Source organism: Dehalococcoidales bacterium (assembly GCA_028717385.1).
In the GTDB taxonomy this organism is placed as follows: domain Bacteria; phylum Chloroflexota; class Dehalococcoidia; order Dehalococcoidales; family CSSed11-197; genus CSSed11-197.
This window is the reverse complement of the sequence record JAQUNW010000006.1, coordinates 1-21652: the sequence shown is the minus strand read 5'-3', so window position 1 is coordinate 21652 and position 21652 is coordinate 1. Positions and strand designations below refer to the sequence as shown.

Sequence of the window (21652 nt, the reverse complement as noted above, 5' to 3'; positions counted from 1 at the left end):
GGTATGAAGAGTGACTTCATGCTCGCCATAACTCAGCTATCGGCAGAAAAAAATCTTTCAAAAGAGGTGGTACTGGGAGCGGTGGAATCCGCGCTTGTATCAGCTTATCGCAAGAATAATTTCGTTCCCAACCAGAATATTGTCGTCAAGATCAACCCCTCTTCCGGGGAGGTTGCCGTATGGGCGCAAAAAAAGGTAGTAAGCCACGTTACTGATTCCCGTCAGGAAATCAGCCTGACTGATGCAAAGCGCCTGGATAAAAAGGCTGCTCTTGATGATGAAATCATGGTAGAATCTACCCCCAATAATGCGGGGCGAATAGCAGCTCAAACCGCCAAGCAGGTTATCCTGCAGCGTCTTCACGATGCTGAACACAGCGCTATTTATGCCGAGTATGCAGATAAAGTCGGTGATATTATTACTGGTACTGTCCGCCGGGTTGACACCCGCAATACCTATGTAGATTTGGGCAGGGCTGAAGCACTGCTCTCTACCCAGGATCAGTCCCCAAACGAACGCTATCGGGTAGGGCAAAGATTGAAAGTATACCTGGTTGAAGTCGCAGAAACATCTCGCGGCCCTCAACTGGTAGCCTCTCGTGCTCATCCCGGTTTATTAAAGCGGCTTTTCGAGCTTGAAGTACCCGAGATATTCAATGGTACTGTGGAAATTAAAGAAATTGCGCGCGAGGCAGGTTACCGTAGTAAAGTTGCAGTTGCTGCCCGTCAGCAGGGCGTGGATCCTGTTGGTTGTTGTGTTGGTTTGCGCGGAATTCGTATACAAAATATCGTCAACGAACTAAATGGCGAAAAAATAGATGTAATTGCCTGGAATCCCGATTCTGCTGTATTTATTACCAATGCGTTGAGTCCGGCTCATGTTTCGGAAGTCAGGATCAACCGAAATGAAAAAGCTGCTGAAGTAATCATCCCCGATAAACAACTTTCACTTGCTATTGGTAAAGAAGGTCAGAATGTTAGATTGGCAGTAAAATTAACCGGGTGGAGAATAGATATCAAAAGCCTTTCCCAGGCTGAAGAGGAAAGGGCTGAATACGAAGCCAGACGAGCTGAAGAAGAAGCTGAGGCAGCTCTGGCTGCTACCGAACAGGAACTTGAGACAATTACAGAACAATCGCCCGTCGAAGAGGTATCTGAAGAAATCGAGCCTGATTTGATACCGGTAACAATCGAAGCAGGTGACCGGTCGCTGCCGCGTAAAGATTCCGGGCCTGCTCTCAGATTTGCCGAAGATGTTCTTATACCGCCACCGGCTAAACCGGAGCCCAAGAAAAAGAAAAAAAAGACCACCAAAAAGGAACAGGCGGAAGACGGTATACGCTTGAATAAGCAAAAGCGGGATATACTGTATGCAGATGATGAGGATGAGTACTTCTAAACATGTTCCCCAGCGCTGTTGTGTTGCTTGCCGGCGGGTAGCTCCCAAACGGGAGCTTGTGCGAATTGTCGCCAGTCCGGAAGGGGTTATGGTTGATGAAACCGGGAAGAAAAAAGGCCGCGGAGCTTATATATGCCCGGTGTTGGAATGCTGGGAAACTGCTTTGAAAAAAGATAAACTCCCTCATTCGCTGCATCGGAGTATTACGACTGAAGAGAAAGCTGGCATCTGCGAGTATTTAGAAAAGCTTGAGAGGAGTATTTGAGAATTGGCACTAGCTAAAGAGACAGAAAATGGTAAATCAAAGAAGCAGAGTGCGCCGCTAGAACTTCCTCGAGCTTTAAGTGTGCGCCATCTGGCGGAATTACTGCGTTTGACCCCAGTAGACATTATAAAAGAACTGATGCGCCGGGGTATCATGGCTAATATAAACCAGGTGATAGATTATGAAACCGCGTCAGCGGTAAGTGCTGAACTGGGTTTTGAAACCAAGCCGCAGCCGATTGCTACCCAGGCGGCTAGTATTATCAGTGAGATTAAACGCCAACAGAAGACTATCGGAGAGCCAGGCAATCTAAAACCCAGACCTCCTGTAGTGACCATTATGGGGCATGTTGATCACGGCAAGACACGCCTGCTTGATGCAATACGTAAAGCTAATGTTATGAGCACCGAAGCCGGAGGGATAACCCAGCATATTGGTGCATACCAGGTCAAGGTTGGTGAGCAAAAAATTACTTTTTTGGATACTCCCGGTCATGAAGCCTTTACTGCTATGAGGGCTCGAGGCGCCAGGGTCACCGACATCACTGTTCTGGTGGTGGCTGCTGATGATGGGGTGATGCCGCAAACGCTTGAAGCAATTGATCACGCCCGGGCGGCAGGTGTTCCTATAATCGTTGCGGTCAACAAGATAGATAAACCCAGCTCTAATCCGGACCACGTAAAGCAACAGCTTGCCGAAGCTGGTTTGCTCTGTGAAGAATGGGGTGGCGATACTATCTGTGTGCATACTTCTGCGATGAGCGGTGAAGGTATCTCCGATTTATTGGATAATATCTTGCTGGTTTCAGAAATGGAAGAATTAAAGGCTGATGCTAATTTATTGGCACGCGGCGTAGTCGTAGAGGCACGTCTTGATAAAAATCGAGGACCGATGGCAACTGTACTGGTGCACGATGGTTCTTTGAGGCTTGAAGATAACATTGCTGCCGGTGCTACCTGGGGTAGGGTAAGGGCGATGTTTGACAGTAGTGGCCGGCGCATGCGTCGGGCTAATCCTTCTACCCCTGTCGCCGTGCTTGGTCTGCACGATATCCCTGAAGTGGGTGATCCGGTAGTAGCTTTCAACTCTGAACAGGAAGCTCGCGCATTTGTTCAGCGCAAGACGGAAGAGAAGGAAGTCCAGACAGTTAACCTGTCCAACGTTTTCGATCAGATTGAGGAAGGCGAAGTTAAAGAGCTGACCGTGGTTCTTAAAGTTGATGTTCAAGGTAGTCTGGAACCAGTTCGAGATTCACTTGAAAAACTTAGTACCGAGAAAGTCCGGGTAACTATTATCAGGGCAGGGATTGGAAACGTGACTGAAAGTGATGTTATGCTGGCAGTTGCCAGCAAAGGTTTGATTATCGCTTTTAACACAGGAATAGAATCCGGGGCACAAAAACTAGCTGACTCTGAAAGTATTGACATTCGTGCTTATCGAATAATTTATGAACTTATTGAAGACGTGGAAAAAGCCCTCAAGGGCTTGCTGGCACCGCAAATTGTGGAAGTTGTGGAAGGCGTATGTGAGGTAAGAGCGGTATTCCCTAGCGGAAAAAAGGGTAAAGTTGCTGGCGTCTATGTTACGGAAGGAACAGTAACCCGGGACGCACTGGCGAGAGTCAAACGCGGTGGGAGTGTTGTTGCCCAATCAGCGGTTACCGGTTTAAAACGCTTTAAAGATGACGTGCGCAGTATTCCTGCAGGTTATGAATGTGGAGTTAACCTAAAGGATTTTGACGCTTTCCAGGTTGGTGATATTATTGAGATATTCCGCAAGCAAAAAACCAGGCAGGTATAGCTGTGTCACGGCGAATTGAACGGATAAACAGTCTTATCCGTCAGGAAATTTCAGATTTATTGCTGCGAGAACTCAAGGATCCCAGGTTGGATAACTTTGTATCTGTCTTGCGGGTAGATACTGCTCCTGATCTGAGCTTTGCTAAAGTTTACGTCAGTTTTTATGGATCTGAACAGAGCAAAAAGGAAACCATGGCTGCGCTGGAATCTGCCTCGAGGTTTATTCGTAACGAGCTTATGAAGCGCATACGAATACGTACCATTCCCGATATCCTGTTCCAGGAGGATAACTCAATAGCCAGGGGTGCTCAAGTGCTCGAATTGATTGAAGAAATCAAACACGAGGAATCGCTCTAGCTAGTGGATGGCATCCTTAATCTTAATAAACCAGCGGGTATAACTTCCTTTAAAGCGGTTTCTAAAGTTCGGCGTATTGCCGGAGTTGATAAAGTTGGGCACGCAGGCACGCTTGATCCTTTTGCGACCGGAGTGCTGCCAGTGATGTTGGGAAAAGCCACCCGAGTTGCGGAATATTGCCTGGATCATGCCAAGACCTATCGTGCGCAAATTACGCTGGGGAACGAAACCGATACGCTTGATATTACTGGCAATATTATCGCTACCGCTGAAACCACCCACATAACGTTGCAACTAGCAGAATCAGTAATTGGGATGTTTACTGGAGTCATTCAGCAAATACCCCCTGTCTTTTCCGCTCTCAAACTGGATGGGAGAAGAATGTATCAAATGGCAAGAGAAGGCTTGAATCCCGAGCCTGCCAGCCGCAGCGTTTCAATCTATAAATTGCAGATAATATCTTTTCAATTACCCATTCTTACAATTGATGTTACTTGCAGTCGCGGTACTTATATACGTTCTCTTGCCCGCGATATCGGATTGGCTTTAAAAAGCCGAGGATATTTGAGTAAGCTGGAGCGCACCGAATATGGTCCATTAGACATCGCCAGTTCTGTATGCCTGGACGATATTGATGAGCAGAATGGGGAAGATCTTATCAAGTCAAATCTCCTGCCGCTGGATACTGTTCTGGGTCATTTATCTGCTATCAATTTAACGCAGGAAGAAGCTGGGCTTGTTGCCAATGGTGGTAGTATTTATCGGCAAGACATGCCTGGTACTGGCAATACATGGCGAGCATATGACGAAAACGGAAGTCTGGCTGCGCTGTTAGTATCAGGACAAGCGCCAGACTGGTATAAGCCCCGGAAAGTATTTGTCGGGGCAAGTCAACCTTGACATTCGGCCTTTAAATAGCTATATTTCATAGGTTGATCAAGGTAAATAATTAAGCTTTACATAAAAAAGAAAGGGGTCAAACGTGGGTAGTATCAATGTTGCGATTATCGGTGTAGGGAACTGCGCATCCTCGCTGGTACAGGGGGTTCAATTCTATAAGAAAGCCAAGGAATTTGAATTTGTTCCAGGTCTGATGCATGTCAACTTGGGCGGGTATCATATTAGCGATATCAATTTTGTAGCTGCTTTCGATGTCGATAAAAACAAAGTCGGCAAAGATCTCAGTAAGGCGATTATCGCACCTCCCAACAACACCATTAAATTCTGTGATGTCCCTCAACTGGGCGTCAAGGTAGAACGGGGTATGACCCATGACGGTTTGGGTAAATACCTTTCTCAAATAATCGAAAAGGCTCCTGGCCCTACCGCAGACATTGTAAAAATCCTCAAAGATACTAAAACCGATGTAGTTATCAACTATCTTCCGGTTGGCAGTGAAATGGCTACCAAGTGGTATGTAGAGCAAATACTGGAAGCTGGTTGTGGTTTAGTCAATTGTATTCCGGTTTTTATAGCCAGGGAAAAATACTGGCAGCAGCGTTTTGCTAGTAAAGGGTTGCCAGTCATTGGAGATGACATCAAATCCCAGGTTGGTGCCACGATAGTCCATCGTGTTCTTACCCGTTTATTTGCTGACCGCGGAGTTCGCCTGGAAAGAACCTATCAGCTTAACTTCGGTGGAAATACCGATTTTATGAATATGTTGGAAAGAGAAAGGCTTGAATCTAAAAAAATCTCCAAAACTGGAGCAGTAACATCACAGCTGGATTACAAGCTGGATCCCAGTTGTGTTCATGTCGGCCCCAGTGATTATGTTCCGTGGCTTGAAGACCGTAAATTCTGCCACATTCGCATGGAGGGACGTACTTTTGGTGATGTACCGCTGAATCTTGAAACCAAGCTGGAAGTCTGGGATAGCCCCAACTCTGCTGGTGTGGTAATCGATGCCGTACGTTGTGCCAAGCTGGCGCTTGACCGTGGTATAAAGGGTGCAGTTGAAGCCCCATCTGCCTACTTTATGAAATCACCTCCGGTTCAATACACCGATGACGTTGCTCGCCATATGGTAGAAGACTATATTGCCGATACAAAGTCCTGCCCTGAACCGGCAAAGAAAGCGGTTGCTGAAGAAAAGAAGCCTTAACACTGCACCCCAAAGAGGGTGTTAAGGCTGTCAGCAGGCAAATGAAAATCGCTCTGGTATCGCCTTATGACTTTGCCCATCCGGGGGGTGTAGTTAATCATATCCTTGCACTGGACAAGCAATTTTGCCAGATGGGGCATGATGTAAGGATTATCGCACCTGCCTCGGAGGCATCTGTGTCGCCGCAGGTCGATGGCCGCTTTATACAGATTGGCAAACCACGTTCAGTCCCAATGAGTGGTTCCATTGCTCGTATCAGTCTTTCTTTGCGGCTTTCCAAAGATATCAAGGCTGCGCTAGCTCGGGAAAAATTCGATATAATTCATTTGCATGAGCCATTTATTCCAATGCTTTGTACGGCGACCCTTCGATTTTCTGATACAATAACCGTAGGGACTTTTCACGCATTTGGCGGCAGACCGGGATACTATATCAGCTGGCCGCTTTTTTATTATTTAATGCGTCGCCGTAACCGCAAGCTGAGTGGACACATTGCTGTTTCAAAACCAGCATATGAATACGCGCGTAAACACGTGCCCGGTAAATACACTATCATTCCCAATGGTATTGACTTGGAACATTTCAATCCTCAGGTTCCCCCTATTGAGCGTTTCAAAGATGGCAAGATAAACATCTTGTTTGTAGGCCGCATGGAGAGACGCAAGGGGCTGGATTACCTGTTAAAAGCATTTGAGATAATCCGGAAGAAGAACGATAACGTTCGCCTGATCGTGGTTGGTCCCGGGAAAGTGCTCAGGCGCAGTTACGAAAGAACGGTAAGGAAGCGCGGCATCGAAGATGTCGCTTTTGTTGGGCGTGTAACCTATGATGAATTGCCCAGGTATTATCAGACTGCCGATATCTATTGCAGTCCGGCTACCGGCAGGGAGAGTTTTGGTATTGTATTGCTGGAAGCAATGGCCTTGGGAAAACCTATGGTAGCCACTAATATCGAAGGATACCGGCACGTAGTGACCGATGGCCAGGAAGGCATCCTGGTGCCGCCTAAAAATGCACGAATACTTTCCGAAGCTCTGGAAAAGCTTATTGACGAAGAAGCAACAAGGCAGGAAATGGGACAGCACGGAATTGCTACGGCTGCCCGTTATGACTGGAAAATAGTCGCCAACCGCGTGTTGCAGTTTTATCAGGATACTATTACCCGTTGTCGGTCATGATAGAACAGCAGTAATATTACTACCGAAAATTAACAGGAGGCTTGGTTGTCTTTGAGTGCCCAGCCCAGACTGGAAAATTTCCGCAGAAAGCTGGCCGGTGCTATCGCCGGGCCGGTAGTCAGGGTGGCATCTAAAACCGGTATCACCCCGGATATGCTGACCTGGTTTGGATTTATTGTAGTGCTCTCCGGTGCCGGTTTAACCGGTGCCGGTTACAACATTGCCGGTGGATTGGTAATACTTGCCGGAGCTGCTTGCGATATGTTTGATGGGGCATTGGCGCGTTATACTGGCAAAGTCAGCAAATTCGGAGCTGTTCTTGATTCCACCCTTGATCGCGCCAGTGAGGGAGCGGTATTAATTGCATTAGCTTATTATTTAGGCGTGCAAGCCAGCGTTCCGGGGGTTACCCTGGTTGCAGTGACAATGCTTTTTTCTTTCCTGGTCAGTTATATACGCTCCCGCGCAGAAGGAATTGGTCTGGAGCTAAAGGATGGCGTATTTACCCGATCAGAAAGGGTAATTGTGCTCGGTGTGGGTATAATCGTAAATCACATAATCATTGCTTTAGCAATAGTAGTCTTCTTTAGTATAATAACTACGGTACAACGGCTTATCTTGGTCTGGCAAAAAACCAGGTAAGATTATATAAAATCCCCTGCCACATCTAATCCCGGGGATGAGTGTGTGTTTATGAAAATGATTATAATTACAAGGAGCAGGTTATGCCAGTAGTAGCAATTATTGGAGCGCAATGGGGAGATGAAGGCAAAGGCAAAGTCGTGGATATGCTAGCGGAAAAATCGTCCGTGGTTGTAAGGTTTGCCGGAGGGGATAATGCCGGACACACCGTAATTAACCCACTTGGGCATTTTAAGCTGCATCTCATTCCTTCCGGGATATTTTACCCCAATGTTACCTGTGTTATTGGTAATGGCGTAGTGGTTAATCCACGGTCCCTGATTGCCGAACTTGAAAAACTTGCTGAAAAGGCCATTGATACCAGTCGTTTGGTTATTAGCGATAGAGCTCATCTCATAATGCCTTACCACACGCTTCTGGATGAGCTTGAAGAGAAGTCCCGTGGTAAGAAAGCCATAGGTACTACATTGCGGGGGATTGGCCCTGCTTTTACCGACAAAACTGCCAGGATGGGTATCAGGGTTGGCGACCTGCTCGATAAACGCAGTTTGCAACGCCGTATAAAAACCGTGCTGGAAAACAAGAACGTAATCCTGGAGCGTATCTATGGCGCGCCCCCACTGGATGCAGATGAAGTGTATCGGGAATATGCAGGTTATGCTGATAAGCTGAAACCATTTATTAAAGATACAGTTGAGCTGATTTCAGCAAGTATTGAAAGACAGGAAACGGTATTGCTGGAAGGGGCTCAGGGTGCCATGCTTGATCCAGACTTCGGTACGTATCCCTTTGCGACTTCTTCATCGCCTCTTTCTGGCAATGCCAGTCTTGGCAGTGGGGTTGCACCCAATCGTATAGACCGGGTGCTGGGAGTGTATAAGGCGTATTGTACTCGTGTAGGCAGCGGGCCTTTGCCTACCGAGCTTCATGATGAAATGGGAGAACGAATTCGTGAAGAAGCTCAGGAATACGGTACTACCACCGGGCGGCCTCGCAGGTGTGGATGGTTCGATGGGGTAGCCGCCCGTTACAGTGCACGCATAAACGGTTTTACCGGTGCTGTAATTACCAGGGTGGATGTATTTGACGGTTTTCCCAGCTTGAAAGTCTGTGTTGCCTATCGCCTGGGAGATAAAGAAATCAACTATTTCCCATCCAGCATCAGCGAATTGGAAAAATGTAAGCCTGTCTATGAAGAATTACCTGGCTGGCAGGTTGATACCACCGGTGTCCGTACCTGGGGGGATTTACCCATGGAAGCCAGGAACTTTATTACCCGGCTATCCGAGCTGATAGGGTGCCCGGTGAATCTGGCATGTATAGGCCCCGAAAGAGCGCAAACTATAGAAGTCTCCCCACTATTTTAGGGTATCGGTAAATCAACTACCGAATTAGCTAATACCTCGCGGATAATAGCGGCTGATTTTTCATCAGGCTCGACTAGCGGGAGTCTTGGTTTGCCAACATAAAATCCAAGATAGTTCAATGCATATTTTAACGGACATGGGTTGGCGGTAATAAACATATTCTTAAAGAGAGGCATCAGGCGATTGTGGATAGCAGCTGCCTTTTTAATGTCATGCTCTAAAAAGCTTTCGATCATTTCCTTGATTTGTTTGCCCACCAGGTGTGAGACGACGCTGATTACACCGTAAGCCCCGATAGCAAGCAGGGGAAGTGTATCACTGTCGTTGCCGCTCCAGACCTTGAAATCTTCTTTTGTTGACCTTATGATTTTGGAAATTTCTTCGAAGTTGCCGCTGGCTTCCTTGATTCCCACGATGTTATCAATCTGGCTTAGTCGAATAGTAGTTTCCGCCGAAAGATTTGCCACTGTACGTGAAGGAACATTATAAAGAATGCAGGGTAATGTTGTTGCCGATGCAATTGCCTTGAAATGCTGATAAAGGCCTTCCTGGGAAGGTTTATTATAATAGGGCACTACCAGGAGGCACGCGTCCACTCCAATGTCTTCAGCTTGTATAGTAGCTTCTATTGCTTCTGCGGTGGCGTTTGAGCCGGTACCAGCGATAACCGAAGCGCGATCTCCGATTGCGTCCTTAACTTCGGCAAAAAGCCTTAACTCTTCAGGTCTGACCAGTGTTGGGGATTCTCCGGTTGTGCCAACGACCACTACACCATCTGAACCGGAATCAACCAGCTTGTTAGCCAGAACTTTAGCTTGCTCGTAATCTACCGAGCCATCTTCTTTCATTGGGGTTATCATTGCAGTAATAAGTCTGCCCATTTCTTTCATCTTCCTTCATCCTCCTGACCGCGCTGAACCCACTCTTTTTTTATCATGGTTTCGGCAATTTGTATGGCGTTTAAAGCCGCGCCTTTACGAATATTATCAGCCACAACCCACATGACGAGCCCGTTAGTGGTAGAAAAATCTTGCCTAATCCGGCCGACGTATACATCATCCGTGCCGGTTGCAGATACCGGTTGCGGGTAAAGACTGACCGTCGGTTCGTCCAGGATTTTTACTCCCGGCGCCACAGCAAGAATCCGGCGTGCACTATCTGGAGAAATGGGCTCACTGAATTCAACGTTTACAGATTCGCTATGGCTATAGAAAACCGGAACTCTGGCACAAGTAGCGGAAATTGCAATATCCGGAGCGTGCATAATCTTTCGGGTTTCTTCAACCATTTTCCATTCTTCACGGGTATAGTCGTTATCCAGAAATACATCGATTTCCGGCAAAATACTAAATGCTATCTGGTGCGGATAAACATGAGGAATGACCTCTTTATTCTCCAGTACCAGGCGGGACTGGTTTTCAAGTTCGGTTAAGGCTGCTTTGCCCGTGCCGGAAACAGACTGATAGGTGGATACTATGATGCGTTTGATCCGGTTTACTTTATGCAGTGGAAAGAGGGCGACTACCATTTGAATGGTGGAGCAGTTTGGATTGGCAATTATGCCGTTGTGCTTTGCAATATCTTCTGGGTTGATTTCAGGCACCACCAGAGGAACACGCGGATCCATGCGGAAAGCGGCACTATTGTCTATTACCACAGCCCCCTGCTTGGCAGCAATTGGTGCATAGTAGCGGCTGACATCTGAGCCAGCGGAAAAAAAGGCTATTTCAATATTTTCAAAAGAATGAGCATTGGCTTCCTCGACAACAATATCCGCTCCCTTGAAGTCTATTTTGCCACCAGCGGAACGGTCTGAAGCAAGCAATTTCAATTCAGAAACGGGGAAATTGCGTTCCTGAAGAATATTGATAAATTGTTGGCCTACCAGGCCAGTTGCACCGAGGATTGCTACCCTGTATTTTTTATCTCCCGAGTATTGCACGCTGCCTCCTGTAAACCTAATAGTATATCAAGGCCGGTCACCATTTCTTCAATGGTCATAGCCCTGCGAATCGCCATTATAACACCAGGCATATAACAATCTCTACTTACGGTGTCGGATGATATCGTGAGGGTTTGCCCTGGGGCACCGAAGATTATTTCCTGTCTGGCGAGAATGCCGGGAAGGCGCACGCTGTGTATGGAAATTCCGTTCTGGTTAAGACCGCGGGAGGGTGCTCCCGGGGCGGTGTCTGGAGCTATAAAAGGTTTGCCTCGTGAATCAATCATGCCTTTTGCCGTGCTCAGCGCAGTGCCAGAGGGAGCATCGGCCTTTTTTTCATGGTGCAACTCGATAATTTCAGCATGGTCGAAGTACGGAGAGGCGATTCGGGAAAGATGCATCATCATAACCGAAGCAATGGCAAAATTGGCTGCATAAATGACTCCGGTTTTGTACTTTTTTGCCAGAGTTTTTATTTCATCCAAAGCCTGGCTGTCTATACCAGTGGTTCCGCTAACCAGGCGTACTTTGTGAGATAATACTTCCCTGGCAAGGGGAAGAAGTGCGTGAGCCAGGGAAAAATCTACAACTACGTCCGGCTGATGGTTGTCAATCGCTTCTGTGGCGTTGGCATATACGGGAATAACTCCGTTACCCGTGGGAACATTCAAACTTCCCGGTGAAGTATCTATGCCGCATACGAGCTCCATATCCTGCTCGGCCTGTACAGCGCCAACGACCGTTTGCCCCATCCTGCCACGAGCACCATGGACGATGACTTTTATTTTCCTCACGGTTTTCCTCCCTAGCGTTTGAATCCGCCGGGGCGGTTGGGACGATCGGAGGAGCGGTGATTCTTAAACCGGTTGCCCTGGGGTCTTGGCGGGCTATCCGGCTTGTCCTGGGCACCAGGTAAAAGGATACGGCGGGAAAGGTTAATCCTGCCCTGAGAATCAATGTCGGTGACTTTGACCGTAATCTCATCGCCCGGCTTGACTATATCTTCAACTTTATCGACCCGGTAATCGGCAAGTTCGCTGATGTGAACCAGCCCTTCCTTACCGGGGAGTACTTCAACAAATGCACCGAAGTTCATCAGGCGTGTTACTCTGCCGGTGTAGATTGTGCCTACTTCTACTTCACGAGTCAGGTCGGTAATCATCTGGATAGCTTTGTTGGCGGATTCTTCGCTGGTTGCACCAACGAATACTGAGCCATCATCTTCGATATCAACAGTAGCCCCGCTGACCTCGATAATATTACGTATCATCTTTCCACCAGGGCCGATGACCGTGCCGATCTTCTCGGGGTTGATCTTTATTTTGTGCATCCTGGGAGCATAAGGGCTAACCTGGCTTCTTGATTCGGCGAGGGCTTGCTTCATAACTTCCAAAATATCCAGGCGGGCTTCTTTTGCCTGAGTCATGGCGCCTTCTACAATTTCCAGGCTCAAACCCTTGATTTTCATATCCATCTGTACGGCAGTAATTCCCTGCGATGTACCGGTAACTTTAAAATCCATGTCCCCAAGGTGATCTTCCATGCCTTCGATATCGGTAAGCAGAGTAAAACGGCCGTTATCATCGGTAACCAGGCCAATGCTGATTCCGGCAACTGGAGCTTTGATAGGGACACCGGCATCCATCAAAGCCAAGGTAGAAGCGCAGGTACTGGCCATGGATGTTGAACCATTCGAACTAAGAACTTCAGATACCACTCTGATGGTATAGGGGAAATCGGCATCCGGTGGCATTACAGCTGTAAGAGCTCTTTCCACCAGGGCTCCGTGCCCTATTTCACGACGGCCAGGTGAGCCGGTTCGCTTGACTTCACCGGTGGAAAATGGCGGGAAGTTATAATGATGCATAAAGCGTTTGGTATCAACTATGCCAATGTCATCCAGCATTTGTTCCTGGCGGATTGCGCCTAGAGTGGCAATAGACAACACCTGGGTTTCACCACGATTAAAGAGCCCGGAACCGTGAACACGAGGTAACAGGTTCACCTCACAACTCAAGGGGCGTATTTCTTTCAATCCGCGCCCGGAAACCCGCTGGCCTTTATCCAGTATGGATGATCGTACTACTGTCTTAAGACTGGCTTCGAAGACGGTCATGATATTGGAAATTGGATATTCATCCCCCAGATTATCAAGGATTTCCTGTTTTAGTGCCTCGATGGCATCAATTCGGTCAGCCTTGAGAGGTAATTCCAGGGCAGATGACAGCCTGTTGCCAAGGATGGCTTCTACTGCTTGAGTAACTTCTGGTGAAGGCTCGATTTTTGGCGAGCTAACCTTGGTTTTACCGTAAACGGCAGTTATTTCTTCCTGCAGGGCAATTATCGTCTGGTTGGCTTCATGCCCCAGTTTGACAGCCTTGTTAAACACATCTTCAGAAACCTCCTTGGCCCCGGCTTCGATCATCGCAACCGCTTTATTGGTAGAGGCAATTACAAGATCGAGTTCTGCTTCCTGGAGTTCGGGTAAAGAAGGGTTGATTTTATATTCTCCGTTAAAATAACCTACATGTACTGCACCAACGGGTCCATCAAAAGGTACCTGGGAGAGGGATAATACTGTTGAAGCGCCAATAAGGGACAGTATTTTTGGGTCGTTTTCCTGATCGGTAGATAGTACTGTGGAAATTATCTGTATTTCCCGGCGCCAATCTTTGGGGAGAAGAGGCCTTATTGGCCGGTCTGTAAGACGGCCGGCAAGTGTGGCTTCATCTGTAGGGCGACCCTCACGCCTGAGGAAACCGCCAGGAATTTTCCCAGCCGCATACATGCGCTCCTCGTAATTAACAGTAAGGGGTAGAAAATCTACCCCTTCGCGTGCTTCCGGGCTCACACATACGGTGGTGAGTACAACTGTATCGCCACAACGCAAAGTTACGGCAGCTTCTGCCTGCGCAGCGACGCGCCCGATCTCAACAATGAGTTCTTTACCACTCAATGTGGTCTTAAAAGTTTGGGGAGTCATGATTTCTCCTGGTTTTTATTTGCGCAGTCCCAGACGCTGTATGAGCTGCTGGTAACGGTCTGCATCTTCCTTGTAGAGGTAGGAGAGTAAGCGGCGCCGTTGACCGACAAGCTGGAAGAGCCTGCGCTTGGTATGGAAATCATGCCTGTTATCTGTCATATGACGGGTAAGTTGCTTGATGCGTGCGGTTAGTATGGCTACCTGGACTTCGGCTGAGCCGGTATCCCCTTCGTGCAGCCTGTACTCTTCAATGATGGTGGATTTGGTTTTCCTATCCAAGTTTTACTCCTGAGACTTCTCGCTTTTTTTATTTATAATCGGGTGGATTATAACACAAACCTGTCAAGAGTGTAAAACATAAAGTGTTTGAAGAGAACACGCTTTGACTTGCGGTGCCAGCTCTGAATGACTGTCAACTAAGGATAACACCGTTGCAGTATCGTAGAGGATATTAATCTGGTTCGACCAGGGCGCCTTGTGTTACTTCACAATCCCAGGTAATTGAGTATTTATATATCGTGTCTTTTGTTATATATCTGGCAGGGTCGTTGAGCTCAGCTTCACTATCAGCAATAATTTGCCGATCCTTATATTCTATTACCATTCCCTTACCTTCGTATTGGGCGGCAGCAACGGCGGCTAAAACTTCATGCAGTTCTGCTTCTTCCGCCTGGATTCCCGACTTGTTGATATGGCTTATCATATTTGGCACAGCCACAATTGCTACTATACCAAGAATTACTAAAACAAGAATAAGGTCGTTGATTGATAACTGTTTTTCACCTTTGAAGAACTTGGTAAAAAGCTTTTTCATATTCTGCAGCTTTTCCTTCACTGTAGTTTGCCAAATCAATCCGACAGCCCTATTTTATTTTATGCGTTTTGGAGTGTCAATAAGGCAAAAATCATTTGTGGCTGCATTACTATTGCACATTCGCCGTTACTTCAAGTTTCCTGGCTTTTACCAGGTTGATAACCTGAGGTATAAACATAGCCATCGTCAATACAAAGGTAAGTACATCGGTTATTGGGAAGGCCAGCCATATACCATCGAGTTGCCAGAGCCGGGGCAGCAGAAGAATTGCCGGTATTAAAAATAGTACCGATCTTGCCATGGAAGAGACTATCGATTGCCAGACTTTTCCCAGCGCCTGGAAGCTGGTGGATCCCACCATGATGAACCCGACAATATATATTACAAAAAATACCTTCTTAGCTGCGTGGATTCCCAGGTCAATCACACTGGCATCGCTGGTGAAAATCCGTATCAGCAAATCTGGTAAAAAATACAATAGCATAAACGAAGTTATTCCAAAAATAGTTGCCGAAATTATAGAAAGCTTAATCACTTTTAAAGCTCTGTCATAGCGACCTGCGCCATAATTGTAGCCAAGAATTGGCTGCATTCCCTGACCGATTACTATGCCGGGCATAAGGGCAAACATGGATATCCGGTTTATAATACCGTAAGCAGAGATAGCTAAATCGCCACCATAAGTACCCAATGCAATATTAATAAGAATAACCGTAAAACTGTTGGCGGTCGTGCGGGCAAGAGAGGCAAAGCCAATGGTGATGATGGACCAAAGAACTCCCCATTTGATCTTCAGGTTCTTAACCAGGATTTTAAAATAACTGGCGCCACTTAGGTAGTAATAGCCAAAATACAGCACAGAAATAAATTGGGCAATAATAGTTGCAAGAGCTGCTCCCTGCACCCCCATATCCAGAGGAATGATAAATACTGCATCCAGGGCTATGTTTACTACTGCACCGATCATCATTCCCTTCATGGGAACACGGGAATTCCCCTCCGAACGTATTAGGAAGTTCATGGTCATGGCAAATGTCTGGAAGAACATGCCTATCAGGATTATCTGGAGGTAGTCCCTGGCATATGGAAGCACGTCCGGCGAGGCACCGATTAGTGTTAGAAAGTAGTCTATATTACTTAGTCCTACAATCATGATGATGGCAGAAAATACTATGGTTGCGGTGATGGCGTTGCCCAGTACCTTTTCTGCCTCTTGGACCTTTCCTCCGCCAAGAAGCCTGGAAATCAGAGAGGCACCCCCCATACCCATCATTTGCCCCACTCCCATGGAAAACATTTGTATAGGGAATACTATCGAGAGCCCGGCTATAGCCAGTTGGCCGACATAATGGCCTATAAATATAGTATCTACCACATTATAAAGGGTGGTAACTGCCATTCCCATAAAAGCCGGTGCGGTCAGTTTTAGCAGCAGGCTGCCTATTTTATCGGTATCAAATACGTTTGTAGAGTTCATTTAGATAAGTCGTTTTTCTTCTTTCTAGAGTGTTTTGGAAAGGATTTTTTGTATGCTTTCAAGAGCTGTGGCCAGGTTTTCCAGCTCTTCCTGGCTCAGGCATGAGAGGGTTTCCCTGGCGGCTGCTCGCAATTTTGAGTCGTGGGAGCGGATAAGCTCTTTGCCCTTTTGTGTAAGGGCGATGTTTACTATCCTTCTGTCACTCACGCCCGCCCGCCGTTCCACTATCTCCATTTCACTCAGCCGGTTTATCAGGTGGGTCATCTGTGCTTTGGTGATGTTCAGCGCCTCGCCTATTCTGGTGATGGGTAATTCGCCGCTTTCACTGAGCAGGCGCATGATTTCTATATGCAGCGGAGTAATTGGCAAATTAGCATTGGCAAGCGTGGTCATTACAAGCTTTCTCCGGAGTCCGCGGTGTATCAAGGGGGAAACAGATAATAAATCAGCGCTGATCTTATCCAGCAGTTTGTTTTTTGGAACTCGCATATGATTCTAATAGTTTATCAAGTAGAAAGTATACATTATAAACTAATAGGTGGGGGTGTGTAAAATTGAGGGACAAATAAAAACCCCACCGGTTTGAACAAAATGAAAGAAATGTCTACAAAAAGTACATCAACAAGGGCTAATAACCAGCCAGTTACAAGCACTTATGTTTTTGTTGTGGCAAGTTACCAACAGATAATTGCAAATAAGCCAGTCCTATACCCTATAGTTGATTTTGGGGTGGGTAAAACTATGTAAATTAGGCCATTATGGCTATTTACTGGGCAGTCGTGTTTACCCTGACGGGGCTGGTGTTTGGCAGTTTTTTAATGTGCTTTCGGACCGGTTGCCAGCACAAAAGTCAATCATAACACCTCCGTCGCATTGCTTACCAAAAGAAAAAAAAGGAAGGCAGGCAATTCACTTTGGACCTTTCTTTCCCTGGGAACTATGGCTGCGCTTTTATGGGGTCAGAATATTTTAAATTGGTATTTAGGCTTTTTTGGGTTCTAGAGAGCAAACCTCTGCAGGATATACAACAATACCGCAATTGCCAGAGCAACTCCCCAGTATAATTTACTCCACCTGAAAATCTTGGCGCCATCCAGCGGTCCAAATGGAATCAGGTTAAAAATGGCCAGCCAAGTGTTGATATATGCTCCCAGGTAAAAAATAAGGGTCGGGTATATAGCATCCAGCACTAAGAACAAAACTGCTATCGCTATGTTAGTTGCAGGCCCCGCAATCGAAATAAGCCCCAAGTTTTCCATTTGTGTTTTATGGTCAGCAATAATTATGTTACCCGGTCGTATGACCACTGCACCGGGAGCGGCAAAAATAAAGCCCATCAATGAGGAAACGAGTGCAATAAAAAGCCCGGCTGGCCACATTTCATATTCAGCATAATAACCAAATTTTCTGGCAACCAGCCGGTGTGCCAGCTCGTGGAAAATAAAGCCTGTAGAAACCGCCAAAAGAGAGATTCCAATTAGCTGAAAAACATAGACGGGATTGCCTAATCCGTCTAAACCACCCGCTAATGCTATTCCAAAAGCAATAGCCAGAGCCACTGCAGAAATTGCTATACCTTTAAATTCTTTTATTTTCATAATACAAACGATTAGTGGAGTAGATCAATTGAGCGTTACTAAAGTACTTGTATAATTATACAATAAATTAGTTCATCTGTTCCGGCTGGGTAAGGCTGGTTAAATCCAGATCAATCGTCAAGGATTTCTGATGTCTACAGCTTAAAGCAGTCGTTACTATATCCGGTTTCAGGTTGTTTGATGCCATCAACGTAGATGTCTCTGCCATCAACTTCAACCCGCCCTTTAGAAATCAGTTCATGAACAGCGAATGGATATATTTTCCAGTCACCTTGTACTTTGAGTTCGTTCTGGACAGCCTGACAAATAAGTTTTATCTGGCTTTTTTGCTCTGCGCTGGCGAGGGCGCTAAAATCCCGGTAAGAAGTTATACCACTGGACTGGATGAAAGCCTGCAGGCTTTCAAGTTGGTCTACCAGTCCGCCTTCGCCTCTTTTTTTAAGATTTTTGAGAGTCGCTCTAATACCCAGAGGTTTGGACTGGAGCAGTACTGGTCCAGTGTCTTCGCCTTTATCCACCAGAAATAGGGTAGACTTAACAGCTGGATCTCCAGCAATAATTGCCTTGGCAGACGGAAGCCAGTGTAAACCGTCATAACCTTTGATTGTATCACCGGGGTGAACGTTAAGAATTCTGGGGTAGTACCTTTCTACCAACCAGTCTGTAACCCATTGGTCATATCCGGCAAGGCAAATCAAATCGGGCTCTCCCCCGCATGCCTCTTCTAGTAAACCGGAAACCCGTTTTTCGTACTCTGTTCTTTCCGGGCAGTTCCGAGGAACTTTGTTTAAACCGTATTTTTCCCTTGCGCCTTCAAGGTAATCATGATGGCTAAGCTCGATCACGGTGTGGCCAGCTGCGGTGGCATTACGAGCTCCTTCGCAACCCGGTCGGTTAGTAAAAACCACATACCGGTTGTGTGGATTTGCCGCTACAATTTGTTGGTAATTAGTTCCAGAGCCAGATATAAAAAAGGCAATTACAGGCGGCGGTCCTGATTGCTTTGGTGTATATATCCAGTGTCTCATGGCATCATAATACCATAGAAGATGTGTTTATGTTTGCTAATGACCGTGCTACATTACGGCTACCCGAGTAAAATATCTCGTTTTTGGAAAACCGCAAGGGAAGCGGTAACCAGAACAACGCAATATATTGCCAATGCTATGGTTGCGTGGGTTGTTCCCGGTAATTCTCCGCTTACAAAAAAGGGGCTTTGAGAAAACAGCGTTGACGGCACAAGAGCATCGATATTCGGGCCTAACAGGTATTGAGGGATCTTTGCTAGCCAGCCACCAGAAGAGTTAAAAATGGTTACCAGTACTGTTTCGATAACGTAGATACCCAGCGCACCTGCTATCCCGGAAATGGCAGAGCGCCCCAGGAAAGAAAAGAAAGCAGCAAGGGTAATATACGGTAGCAATCCTAACAATGTCCAGCCAAACGTAACAGCAATCTCACCAATAAAACCTGGTGTAATAAAACTCCACTCAACGGAACCAAGCAGGCTATCTGTAATAAAAGAAAGAACAAATCCCACCAATACTGCTATTAACAATCCAATCAGGGTTAATAACACCAGTGAAATCAGCTTGGATACAACAAACTGGTATCTGATGCCCTTCCTGGTTAGCACCTGGCGGATTGAACCCCAGCTATATTCACTGCCGATAGATGAAGCTGTGAGCACTATTACCAGCAATGTGCCGATAGTGCGTGCCGTAGAAAAAATAGTATCAAATGCGCCGGGAAACTGTAGCGAAGCGCTGATTTGAGCCAGAATATCTGGGGACATCATGCGGGGAGGGCTGTCAACAACACCATAAATAGCAAAGAATATGATAGTAAAATAAACTACCATTACAGCTACCAAAATCCAAGTCATCCGCCTTTTAACTGTTTTGGTTATTTCCCCTGCTATCATTGATGTCATATTGCTGCCTCCCCGGTTAGCTCTAAAAACAGGTCCTCAAGGGTATTTTCTGTGTATTTCATTTCGATTAAGTAAATCCCCTTGTCTGCTAGGAAAGCACTAACCTTGTATGCTGATTCAGGATCAACCTCAAGCAATATTCTCTCGCCATTGCGGGAGATGTTTTTTAACCATTCCTGGCCGGATAGCAGGTCGAAAGCCTTGTCGGTTTGGGTTGCTTGTATTTGTAGTAAACGCTTTCGGTTAAGCAGTTCCTTTACTGGACCCTGGGTGATTACTCTGCCTTTCTTGATGATCGCCACCCGGTCACAAACCTGTTGGACTTCGTGAAGAAGGTGAGAATTAAGAAAAACTGTTTTTCCCTGCTTCCCCAATAGCATAATTAACTCTCGGATTTCTTTCATGCCGGCTGGATCGAGTCCATTGGTGGGTTCGTCTAATATGATAAATTCTGGGTTACCAAGTAGCGCGGATGCCAAGCCGAGGCGCTGTTTCATTCCCAGGGAATAGTTTGAAAATGGATCATAGGCGCGGTTCGTCAAGTCTACCAGCTCGAGCACTTCCTCTATGCGGCTGTTATTGATTCCTCCAGTAATACGGGCGAAGTAACGAAGGTTTTCATAGCCGGAAAGATAGGGATAAAAACTGGTACTTTCTGTGAGTGCTCCGGTCTGGCGGAGGATTTTAGGGAGATTATGAGCAACGTCCATACCAAAAACAAATACTTTACCAGATGTTGGTGCAATCAGGCCGAGTATCATGCCCATGGTTGTGCTTTTACCCGAGCCGTTAGGCCCGAGGAAGCCAAAAACTTCACCCCTGTATACTTCTATATTAAGTTCGTCAACGGCAGTAATCCTGCCAAAACGTTTGGTGAGGCTTTTAGTTTCTACCACCAGGTCTGGGTCATTAGCCATGGCTTTGCATCCTTCTCTACGCACTCAGGTGTCTGATCAATAAATATAGCACTTTTCAAGTGGCGCTGTCTGTAGAAATTATAAATTGTTGGAAAGGATGATTAACATCGAAGAGTAATAACAAATATAATAACAAGCAAGAAAATATAATCGAACAGGAAGCGGACTGATTAAGGATTCTACAGACCCTCCGCCCACTTACTTCATAGCATAGCTGTAGCCATTGACCACATTCCCGGGTTTGAGCAGGCTTCAGGCTTTTTTTCTTAATACATCCTGAAGCATCTGTTTATCCAGGGAAAGATCGGCTACAAGCTGCTTCAGCTTACGGTTTTCTTCCTCCAATATCTTCAATCGTCTGACTTCAGCAACTCCCATGCCAATATACTTTTTCTTCCAGCGGTAGAAGGTTTGCTCAACAATACCCATTTTGCGGCAGACTTCAACAACCGGTGTCCCCGCTTCGGCTTGTCTCAGAGCGAATACGATCTGCTCCGTGGTAAAGTTCGATCTTTTCATGAAGCTAATACTCCCTTCCCCAGTATTCTAGCATTCCGAAGAAATCTCCTTACTTTTGCTCCAGTTTTTGGGGAGCAGGTCAAAAAATACATTGGGGGGGGCAGCATGGTAAAGAAGGGATACACTCCGGAACAGATCATCAACAAGCTCAGGGAAGCCGAGATTCTCCTCAGCCAGGGACTAAGCGTTGCCGAAGCCAGTCGCAAGATAGGCATCGTCGAACAGACATATTACAGGTGGCGCAAGGAATACGGCGGTATGCGGGTGGAACAGGCAAAAAGGCTCCCCTGCGTTATTATCTGGATAAATTTATTGCTAACCCTTAAAAGTCCAATATGTGCTGGACCCTTACAATCCAT

General features: G+C 46.5%; 22 protein-coding genes and 1 pseudogene. 10 read left to right on the top strand and 13 right to left on the bottom strand.

Annotation, left to right across the window (positions count from 1 at the left end):
* Positions 1 to 3 precede the first annotated feature (3 nt).
* The 9 genes from nusA (at position 4) to PHX29_02725 (ending at position 9110) form a co-directional block, all read left to right on the top strand.
* On the top strand, positions 4 to 1398 hold the full coding sequence (nusA, locus tag PHX29_02765; protein ID MDD5604823.1) for a transcription termination factor NusA: 1395 nt from the start codon (positions 4 to 6) through the stop codon (positions 1396 to 1398).
* Positions 1385 to 1663 (top strand): YlxR family protein, encoded by a 279-nt coding sequence (locus PHX29_02760; protein ID MDD5604822.1) that lies wholly within the window; start codon positions 1385 to 1387, stop codon positions 1661 to 1663. Before nusA ends, PHX29_02760 begins: the two co-directional genes overlap by 14 nt.
* Positions 1664 to 1666: 3 nt before the next feature.
* A complete protein-coding gene (gene infB, locus PHX29_02755) occupies positions 1667 to 3463 on the top strand; it encodes a translation initiation factor IF-2 (GenBank protein MDD5604821.1) in 1797 nt (598 codons plus the stop codon).
* A 2-nt stretch (positions 3464 to 3465) separates the two neighbouring features.
* Positions 3466 to 3819, top strand: coding sequence for a 30S ribosome-binding factor RbfA (rbfA, locus tag PHX29_02750; GenBank protein MDD5604820.1), 354 nt, complete (start codon positions 3466 to 3468; stop codon positions 3817 to 3819).
* Between the two features lie 3 nt (positions 3820 to 3822).
* On the top strand, positions 3823 to 4719 hold the full coding sequence (gene truB, locus PHX29_02745; protein MDD5604819.1) for a tRNA pseudouridine(55) synthase TruB: 897 nt from the start codon (positions 3823 to 3825) through the stop codon (positions 4717 to 4719).
* An 82-nt stretch (positions 4720 to 4801) separates the two neighbouring features.
* Positions 4802 to 5923, top strand: a complete 1122-nt coding sequence (locus PHX29_02740) for an inositol-3-phosphate synthase (GenBank protein MDD5604818.1) — start codon at positions 4802 to 4804, stop codon at positions 5921 to 5923.
* Between the two features lie 41 nt (positions 5924 to 5964).
* Complete coding sequence (locus PHX29_02735) at positions 5965 to 7101, top strand: glycosyltransferase family 4 protein (GenBank protein MDD5604817.1); 1137 nt, start codon at positions 5965 to 5967, stop codon at positions 7099 to 7101.
* Between the two features lie 45 nt (positions 7102 to 7146).
* Positions 7147 to 7743 carry a CDP-alcohol phosphatidyltransferase family protein gene (locus PHX29_02730; GenBank protein MDD5604816.1) on the top strand — a complete coding sequence of 199 codons (597 nt, stop codon included), beginning with the start codon at positions 7147 to 7149 and terminating at the stop codon, positions 7741 to 7743.
* A gap of 83 nt (positions 7744 to 7826) precedes the next feature.
* On the top strand, positions 7827 to 9110 hold the full coding sequence (locus PHX29_02725; GenBank protein MDD5604815.1) for an adenylosuccinate synthase: 1284 nt from the start codon (positions 7827 to 7829) through the stop codon (positions 9108 to 9110).
* On the opposite strand, the gene dapA is transcribed toward PHX29_02725, so the two are convergent.
* The 13 genes and pseudogenes from dapA to PHX29_02660 all read right to left on the bottom strand — a co-directional run bounded on the left by dapA (position 9107) and on the right by PHX29_02660 (position 21293).
* Positions 9107 to 10000, bottom strand: coding sequence for a 4-hydroxy-tetrahydrodipicolinate synthase (gene dapA / locus PHX29_02720; protein ID MDD5604814.1), 894 nt, complete (start codon positions 9998 to 10000; stop codon positions 9107 to 9109). The genes PHX29_02725 and dapA overlap by 4 nt on opposite strands.
* A complete protein-coding gene (locus PHX29_02715; GenBank protein ID MDD5604813.1) occupies positions 9997 to 11052 on the bottom strand; it encodes an aspartate-semialdehyde dehydrogenase in 1056 nt (351 codons plus the stop codon). The genes dapA and PHX29_02715 overlap by 4 nt, the downstream gene beginning before the upstream one ends.
* Positions 11019 to 11846 (bottom strand): 4-hydroxy-tetrahydrodipicolinate reductase, encoded by an 828-nt coding sequence (gene dapB / locus PHX29_02710; GenBank protein ID MDD5604812.1) that lies wholly within the window; start codon positions 11844 to 11846, stop codon positions 11019 to 11021. Before dapB ends, PHX29_02715 begins: the two co-directional genes overlap by 34 nt.
* A gap of 11 nt (positions 11847 to 11857) precedes the next feature.
* On the bottom strand, positions 11858 to 14035 hold the full coding sequence (locus tag PHX29_02705; GenBank protein ID MDD5604811.1) for a polyribonucleotide nucleotidyltransferase: 2178 nt from the start codon (positions 14033 to 14035) through the stop codon (positions 11858 to 11860).
* Positions 14036 to 14050: 15 nt separating this feature from the next.
* On the bottom strand, positions 14051 to 14314 hold the full coding sequence (rpsO, locus tag PHX29_02700; protein MDD5604810.1) for a 30S ribosomal protein S15: 264 nt from the start codon (positions 14312 to 14314) through the stop codon (positions 14051 to 14053).
* A 172-nt stretch (positions 14315 to 14486) separates the two neighbouring features.
* Positions 14487 to 14849, bottom strand: coding sequence for a type II secretion system protein (locus tag PHX29_02695; protein MDD5604809.1), 363 nt, complete (start codon positions 14847 to 14849; stop codon positions 14487 to 14489).
* Positions 14850 to 14958: 109 nt separating this feature from the next.
* Entirely contained in the window at positions 14959 to 16326 is a 1368-nt protein-coding gene (locus PHX29_02690) for an MATE family efflux transporter (protein MDD5604808.1), read from the bottom strand.
* Between the two features lie 24 nt (positions 16327 to 16350).
* Positions 16351 to 16815 carry a MarR family transcriptional regulator gene (locus tag PHX29_02685; protein ID MDD5604807.1) on the bottom strand — a complete coding sequence of 155 codons (465 nt, stop codon included), beginning with the start codon at positions 16813 to 16815 and terminating at the stop codon, positions 16351 to 16353.
* Positions 16816 to 17324: 509 nt separating this feature from the next.
* Positions 17325 to 17924, bottom strand: a complete 600-nt coding sequence (locus tag PHX29_02680; GenBank protein MDD5604806.1) for a hypothetical protein — start codon at positions 17922 to 17924, stop codon at positions 17325 to 17327.
* 134 nt (positions 17925 to 18058) lie between these two features.
* The gene (locus PHX29_02675; GenBank protein ID MDD5604805.1) at positions 18059 to 18952 is read right to left on the bottom strand and encodes a formyltransferase family protein; all 894 of its coding nucleotides are present in this window, start codon (positions 18950 to 18952) and stop codon (positions 18059 to 18061) included.
* A 59-nt stretch (positions 18953 to 19011) separates the two neighbouring features.
* Positions 19012 to 19857, bottom strand: coding sequence for an ABC transporter permease subunit (locus PHX29_02670; protein ID MDD5604804.1), 846 nt, complete (start codon positions 19855 to 19857; stop codon positions 19012 to 19014).
* Complete coding sequence (locus PHX29_02665; protein ID MDD5604803.1) at positions 19854 to 20774, bottom strand: ABC transporter ATP-binding protein; 921 nt, start codon at positions 20772 to 20774, stop codon at positions 19854 to 19856. Before PHX29_02665 ends, PHX29_02670 begins: the two co-directional genes overlap by 4 nt.
* 163 nt (positions 20775 to 20937) lie before the next feature.
* Positions 20938 to 21293 (bottom strand): annotated as a pseudogene (locus PHX29_02660) (transposase).
* A 105-nt stretch (positions 21294 to 21398) separates the two neighbouring features.
* Here PHX29_02660 and PHX29_02655 point away from each other — a divergent pair.
* Positions 21399 to 21652: transposase (locus tag PHX29_02655; protein ID MDD5604802.1), on the top strand; the 254-nt coding region annotated here is incomplete at its 3' end.